This is a genomic window from Pseudomonas sp. AGC41, assembly GCF_057334555.1.
Map to the genome: position 1 here is coordinate 106018 of NZ_JBHFJB010000104.1, position 6039 is coordinate 112056.

The 6039-nt window shown below is 63.1% G+C and carries 5 protein-coding genes; 1 reads left to right on the forward strand and 4 read right to left on the reverse strand.

The features are described from left to right. Positions 1-40 precede the first annotated feature (40 nt). From fecA to ACE04F_RS18170, 4 genes are all read right to left on the reverse strand, one after another. Entirely contained in the window at positions 41-2380 is a 2340-nt protein-coding gene (gene fecA, locus ACE04F_RS18155) for a TonB-dependent Fe(3+) dicitrate receptor FecA (RefSeq protein ID WP_486108821.1), read from the reverse strand. 111 nt (positions 2381-2491) lie between these two features. Further along, complete coding sequence (locus ACE04F_RS18160; protein ID WP_486108823.1) at positions 2492-3439, reverse strand: FecR domain-containing protein; 948 nt, start codon at positions 3437-3439, stop codon at positions 2492-2494. Positions 3440-3447: 8 nt separating this feature from the next. Further along, the gene (locus ACE04F_RS18165) at positions 3448-3936 is read right to left on the reverse strand and encodes a sigma-70 family RNA polymerase sigma factor (protein ID WP_486108825.1); all 489 of its coding nucleotides are present in this window, start codon (positions 3934-3936) and stop codon (positions 3448-3450) included. A 156-nt stretch (positions 3937-4092) separates the two neighbouring features. Further along, positions 4093-4968 (reverse strand): helix-turn-helix domain-containing protein, encoded by an 876-nt coding sequence (locus ACE04F_RS18170; RefSeq protein ID WP_486108827.1) that lies wholly within the window; start codon positions 4966-4968, stop codon positions 4093-4095. Between the two features lie 135 nt (positions 4969-5103). Between ACE04F_RS18170 and ACE04F_RS18175 the strand changes: the two genes are divergently transcribed. Further along, complete coding sequence (locus ACE04F_RS18175; RefSeq protein WP_486108829.1) at positions 5104-6003, forward strand: DMT family transporter; 900 nt, start codon at positions 5104-5106, stop codon at positions 6001-6003. The last annotated feature ends 36 nt before the right edge of the window (positions 6004-6039 follow it).

Sequence of the window (6039 nt, forward strand, 5' to 3'; positions counted from 1 at the left end):
CGCAGGCCCGTCTTGTTTCCGCGATCCCACCGTGGCCGGATCAGAACGCCACGGACGTCTGCACGTACAACGTGCGCGGTTCCCCTACGTACTTGCCCCGGTTGTTGTCGTCGAACGAGCGGGTGAAGTATTGGGTATTGAAGATGTTCTTCACACCCACCGCTAGGTTCAGGTCCGACAGTTGCGGGCCGAAGTCATAGGCGGCGCGGCTGCTGAACAGCATGTAGCCGGGGATGTTGCCGGTGCTGCCATCGGCGCTTTCAGCGCGGGTATTGGCGTTGTCGGCGAACTGTGCGCTCTGGTAGGTGCTGTCCAGGTTCAGCTTCCACGGCCCATCCGTGTAACCCACGCCCAGCGTACCTTTGTGCCTGGAGGAGAAGGGCACGCGGTTGCCCTTGTTCGGTCCGTCTTCGCGGATGGTGGCGTCGACGTAGGCGTAAGTGGCGTACACGTCAAAACCGGCCAGCGCCGGGCTCAGGCCGTCGAGGGCATAGTTGATGCTGGTTTCGATGCCCTGATGGCGAGTCTCGCCCCGGGCGATCACCGAATCGTTGGTCTGGTTGCTTTCGTACTGGTTGTCGAAGTTGATCAGGAAGGCGCCGATCTCCGCCCGCAGGTTGCCATTGTCATAGCGGGTGCCAAGCTCCCAGGTGCGGGCTTTCTCCGGCTTTACTTCACCGCTGCTGACGCGGTTGGGCATCTGGCTGTACTGCACGCTGCCGAACGAGCCTTCGGTGTTGGCATACAGATTCCATTCGTCGGTCAGGTGGTACAGCACATTCAGCGCTGGCAGGGCGGTGTTGTAGTCACCTTTGTATTTCACGTTGGTCAGATTGTTGGTTTGCTGCGACTCGATCATTTCGTAGCGAATGCCGGGCGTGATCGTCCATTTGCCGATATCGATCCGGTCATCGATGAAAAACGCATTGGCTTCGGTTCCGCCGCGGGTATCGCGGTCGTTGCGGCTGGAGGTGGTCGGCAACTCATTGCTGGCGATCGGTGTGCGATAGCGCAGTTCATGGCCGGCTTCGTTGATATAGCGATAGCCGACGCCGACCTCGTGGCTGGTCGGGCCGAGATCGAAGCCTTGGGCGAAACGGGTTTCCAGGCCGCGTACCCAGTATTCACGAGGCGACAGCGACAGGAAGGTGCCCTGGTCCAGATAGCCGCTGCGCAAGGTCTTGGTGAAAAACGTATTGGCGGTGAATTCTCGCCGGTCCTGCTGGTAGCGATAGCCGAAATTGACCAGGGTACGACGACCCCAGAACCGGTCTTTCTGGCGGGTGGACTGATACGGGTCGGCGCTGTAGTCGGCCACGTTCAGGCCGCCGGGCATGTCGGCCTCGCCTTCGTAATACTGGGCCATGGCGTTGAAGCTGTTGGCCTCGTCCAGCTGATAGTTGCCCTTGAGGATCAGGTCGTCGATTTGCGTGTCGCTGTGTTCACGCCAGTCGCCGCCGCGGGTGCCGGAATACAACAGGGCGCCGCCCAGGCCGTTATCGGCGGTGCCGCCGGCGAGCAGATTGGCGGACGTCTTGAAACCGTCGTGGCTGGAAGACGGGCTCGCCTCGGTCTGGAAACCGCCTTTGACGGTCGGTGCATCGGGTATCGCCCGGGTCACGAAATTGACCACGCCGCCGACGTTTTGCGGGCCGTAGCGCACCGCGCCGCCGCCGCGCACAACATCCACCGCGTCCATGTTGCCCATGCTCACGGGAGCAAAGGACAGCTGCGGTTGGCCATACGGCGCGAAAGGCACTGGAATGCCATCCATCAGTACCGTCGAGCGGGAAGCCAGGCGCGGATTGAGGCCACGGATACCGAAATTCAGCGCCATGTCATGGCTGCCGGTGCCGTTGTTTTCCGGTGCGTTGACGCCGGGAATGCGATTGAGCACGTCCCGGGCCTGGGTCGCGCCCTGGCGTTCGAATTCTTCGCGGCGGATAACGTCCCGAGCGCCGGGGTGTTCGAAGACGTTGGTCGGCGCGGCATCGCCGAGCCAGTCACCGACCACGGTCGTGGTGCCGATGTCCAGCGCAGTGCTGCTAACCGGTTGCAGGCTGAAAGCATTGTCCCCCTCGGGCCGCGCTTGCAGGCCTGTGCCTTCGAGCAGCGCGTGCAAGCCTTGCTCGGGGCTGTAGCTGCCTTCCAGGCCGCGACTCTGCAGGCCGCCGGTCAGTTGCGAGCCGAAGGAAATCAACACGCCGGCTTCGCGGCCGAATTGATTGAGAGCGTTTTCCAGCGACGACGGGGCGATGTGATAGGCCTTGGCCTCTGCAGCCAGCACGGCGGGCAGTGCAACGAAACTCAAGCTGGCCCCGAGGAACAGTTGACGCGCGGCGCGAGCGAGCGGAGTGAGACGGGTGGGTTGCTGCGGCATGGATGGGAGTCCCGAGAAGGTTATATCGAAGTGGCTTTCCTTCTCTGTCACCCGAGGTGTGGGAAACGGCTCACTGGAAAATCATTTTTTTTGGGGTGGGCCGCCATGGGCTCAAGCGCGAGCTTCGACCGTGACCCAATAGCGGGTGAAACGCCGCACTTTTACCGGCAGGCTGATTTCCAGCAGATCGAGGATTCGCTCGCTGTTATCCAGCGGATAAGTTCCGGAGACCAGAAGGTTGGCGACCGCCTCGTCGCAGTGCAGCTGGCCGCGTCGGTAGCGGCCCAGCTCCTCCAGGAAGTCCGTCAGGCGCATGTGCGCGGCGACCAGCATGCCCTCCGTCCAGGCACCGCTGTTGGCGTCCAGCGCCGTGGCGGGACCGGTGCCGTTGATGCCAAGGGACGCTTGCCGGGAAGCCCCCAGCAGAAAAGCCGGGCCGTGCCTGCCGCGAATGTCCACCTGGCCGGCAAACACTGCGACCTGGGTGTGGTCTGCATACTCACGCACATTGAAGCGGGCGTTGTGGCTTTCCAGCAGGCCATGGGCGGTCAGCACCTGCAGGGGGCGTGGGTCCTGGGCTGCGGTCAACAACAGCTCCCCTTCCAGCAGGCGGATCAGGCGGCGCTGAGCGTCGAAGCGAATATCGACCGCGCTGCCGCTGTTGAGCTGCAACTGGCTGCCGTCATCCAGCGCCAGGCGACGCCGCTCGCCCACCGGGCTGCGGTAATCGGCGAGCAATGGCGGCAACAACTGGCGTTCACGCAGGCCCCAGGTCACGGCCGAGCCGGCACCCAGCAGCAACAACATCTTCAGGGCCCGGCGCCGCGTTGCCGACTTCGGTGTGTTGAGCGTCGCATGGGCCAACGGAGAAGACACATTGCGCAGCCGCTGGTTGACCCGCTGGATATGCTCCCAGGCGCGGCGATGTTCGCTGTGTGCATTGAGCCACTGTTCCCAGGCTTGCTGCTGGCGCGTATCGAGTGGCCCTTGCTGCATTTCCAGCAGCCAATGCACCGCCTGCTCGGCGACTTGCGCGCTGACGTTCGGCGCGCTGGGCATCGACGGGTTCACAGGGCGAAGTAGCAGCGCATCGCTGCCTTGTTCAGGTGGCGCTTGACCGTCGCCAGGGAGATACCCAGCTCACGGGCGATTTCGTTGTAGGTCAGGCCATCGATCTGCGCCAGCAGGAACGCTTTTTTGACCGCACGCGGCAGGCCGTCGAGCAGTTGGTCCAGCTCCAGCAGGGTCTGCAGGATGATCGCTCGCTCCTCTTCCGACGGTGCCACTTGCTCCGGCATCTGGGCGAGGGTGTCGAGGTAGGCGCGTTCCAGGTCCTGGCGTCGGTAATGGTTGAACAATACGCGCTTGGCGATGGTGGTGAGAAATGCACGGGGCTCCAGGACCGGCTGCGGATCGCGCGCGGCCAGTACGCGCATGAACGTGTCCTGGGCCAGATCGGCGGCGCTGTCGGGACACCCGAGTTTTCTTCGCAGCCAGCCGTTGAGCCAACTGTGGTGGGCGTTGTAGAGCACTTCGACGGTGTGTGCAGGCGGCAACGAGGAACATCCCGACAGCGCTGAGCTGTGCTAGAGAACAAGAATTGTTCGCATTGTAGGGGCGCACAGAGGGAAACGGCAATCGGGATGAGTGTTTCCTTTCGGTTGTGGACCGGATCGGGCTTTCGCGAGCAGGCTCGCTCGCACATGGATGCGCTAGCGCAAAAACGCCTGCCGATATTCCCCGGGAGTTGCCCCCAGGGCCTGGCGAAAACGGTTGGTAAAATGGCTGGCGCTGGCAAATCCGCAGGCCAGAGCTACCTCGCCCAACGGTTGTAGCGTATGGCGCAGTAAGTGCCGCGCCCGAGCGAGACGCCGCGCCAGGACGTACTGGTGCGGTGGCAGGCCGAAGGTTTCGCGGAACATCCGGGCGAAGTGGTATTCGGACAGGGCACACAGCGCGGCGAGTTGACCAAGGCTGATGGCTTCGGCCAATTGCGCGTCGATGTAATCCACCAGCAAGCGTCGCTGGTGCGCGGCGAGCCCACCCTTCAGGCGCAAGCCGTGGCGCTGGCCAACCTGATTGAGCAGAAGGTGGCTGAGCAGCTCATGGGCCAGGCTGCTGCTGAGCAGGCGTTCAGCCGGTTCGGCCCAGTTCAGCTCGATCAACTGTCGAAAGCGCTGTGCCTGGCGCGGGTCATCGAGAAAGGTTGCCTCGTGCAATTGCACTTGCCGCGGTTCGCGATCCAGCAGCGTGACGCAACCCATGGCGAATTGCTCGGGGCTGAAATACAGGTGGGCAAGGCGGATGTCGCCGTTGATCACCCAGGCTGATTCATGCCCGGCCGGTAACACGCAGAGTTTGCCGGGCGCGCCCGTGGTGTCGGGACGCTCGCGGCGAAACGTGCCGGTGCCGCCGGCGATGTAGCACGACAGCGTATGGTGGGTTGGCGCCTCGTAGTCACGGGCGTCGTGATGGTTGCTCCACAAAGCCGCCGCCATGCCGTCACCGAGCTCGGCGCTGTGCTCCAGGCGAGCATTGGGCGAGCTGTTGAGGGCTTGGAAGACTTGCAGGGTTTGCAGACTGGTCATGATTCGTTTCTCCAGCTCGAATCCTACTCCCTCGACGCGCCCATGCCAGCCTGTCCCTGATAAAAACCGCAAGTTTACGCAAGCGCCAGGCAGGTATCGGCGTGAGACTGGCCGTCATTGTCAGGAGTCGTCCCCATGAACCTTTCGTTGTACCTGCTCACCGTGCTCATCTGGGGCACCACCTGGATCGCTCTGAAACTGCAGTTGGGCGTCGTCGCCATTCCCGTGTCGATTGTCTATCGCTTCGGCCTCGCCGCGCTGATCCTGTTCGTGATGCTCCTGCTCAGCCGCCGCCTGCAGGTCATGAACCGGCGCGGTCATTTGATCTGCGTCGCCCAGGGCCTGTGCCTGTTCTGCATCAACTTCATGTGTTTCCTGACCGCGAGCCAGTGGATTCCCAGCGGCCTGATCGCCGTGGTCTTCTCCACCGCGACCCTTTGGAACGCCTTGAATGCGCGGGTGTTCTTTGGCCAGCGGATCGCCCGCAACGTGTTGCTGGGCGGCGCCTTGGGGCTTTTCGGGCTGGCGTTGTTGTTCTGGCCGGAGCTGGCCGGGCACCGCGCAAGTCCGCAAACGCTGCTCGGATTGGCGCTGGCGCTGTTGGGCACCTTGTGTTTCTCGGCGGGCAACATGCTGTCGAGCCTGCAACAGAAGGCCGGCCTCAAGCCGTTGACCACCAACGCCTGGGGCATGGCCTACGGGGCCGCGATGCTGTCGGTGTGGTGCTTGTTCCAGGGCATTCCGTTCGATATGGAATGGAATACGCGCTACGTCGGCTCGCTGTTGTACCTGGTGATCCCGGGTTCGGTCATCGGCTTTACCGCGTACCTGACGCTGGTAGGGCGCATGGGGCCGGAGCGGGCGGCGTATTGCACCGTGCTGTTCCCGGTGGTGGCGTTGAATGTCTCGGCTTTCGTCGAGGGTTATCAGTGGACGGCACCGGCGCTGGTCGGACTGGTGCTGGTGATGCTGGGCAACGTGTTGGTGTTTCGCAAGTCGCGACCCGTGGCCGCGAAAGTCGCGCTGGCTCGTTAAGCCACAACGTCCGGTATGAATCCTGTGGCGGGGGGG

Bases quoted from the DNA above. Each gene is read 5' to 3' on its own strand.
- ACE04F_RS18170 (WP_486108827.1), bottom strand. From the start codon at position 4,968: ATGACCAGTCTGCAAACCCTGCAAGTCTTCCAAGCCCTCAACAGCTCG.
- ACE04F_RS18175 (WP_486108829.1), top strand. From the start codon at position 5,104: ATGAACCTTTCGTTGTACCTGCTCACCGTGCTCATCTGGGGCACCACC.
- fecA (WP_486108821.1), bottom strand. From the start codon at position 2,380: ATGCCGCAGCAACCCACCCGTCTCACTCCGCTCGCTCGCGCCGCGCGT.
- ACE04F_RS18160 (WP_486108823.1), bottom strand. From the start codon at position 3,439: ATGCCCAGCGCGCCGAACGTCAGCGCGCAAGTCGCCGAGCAGGCGGTG.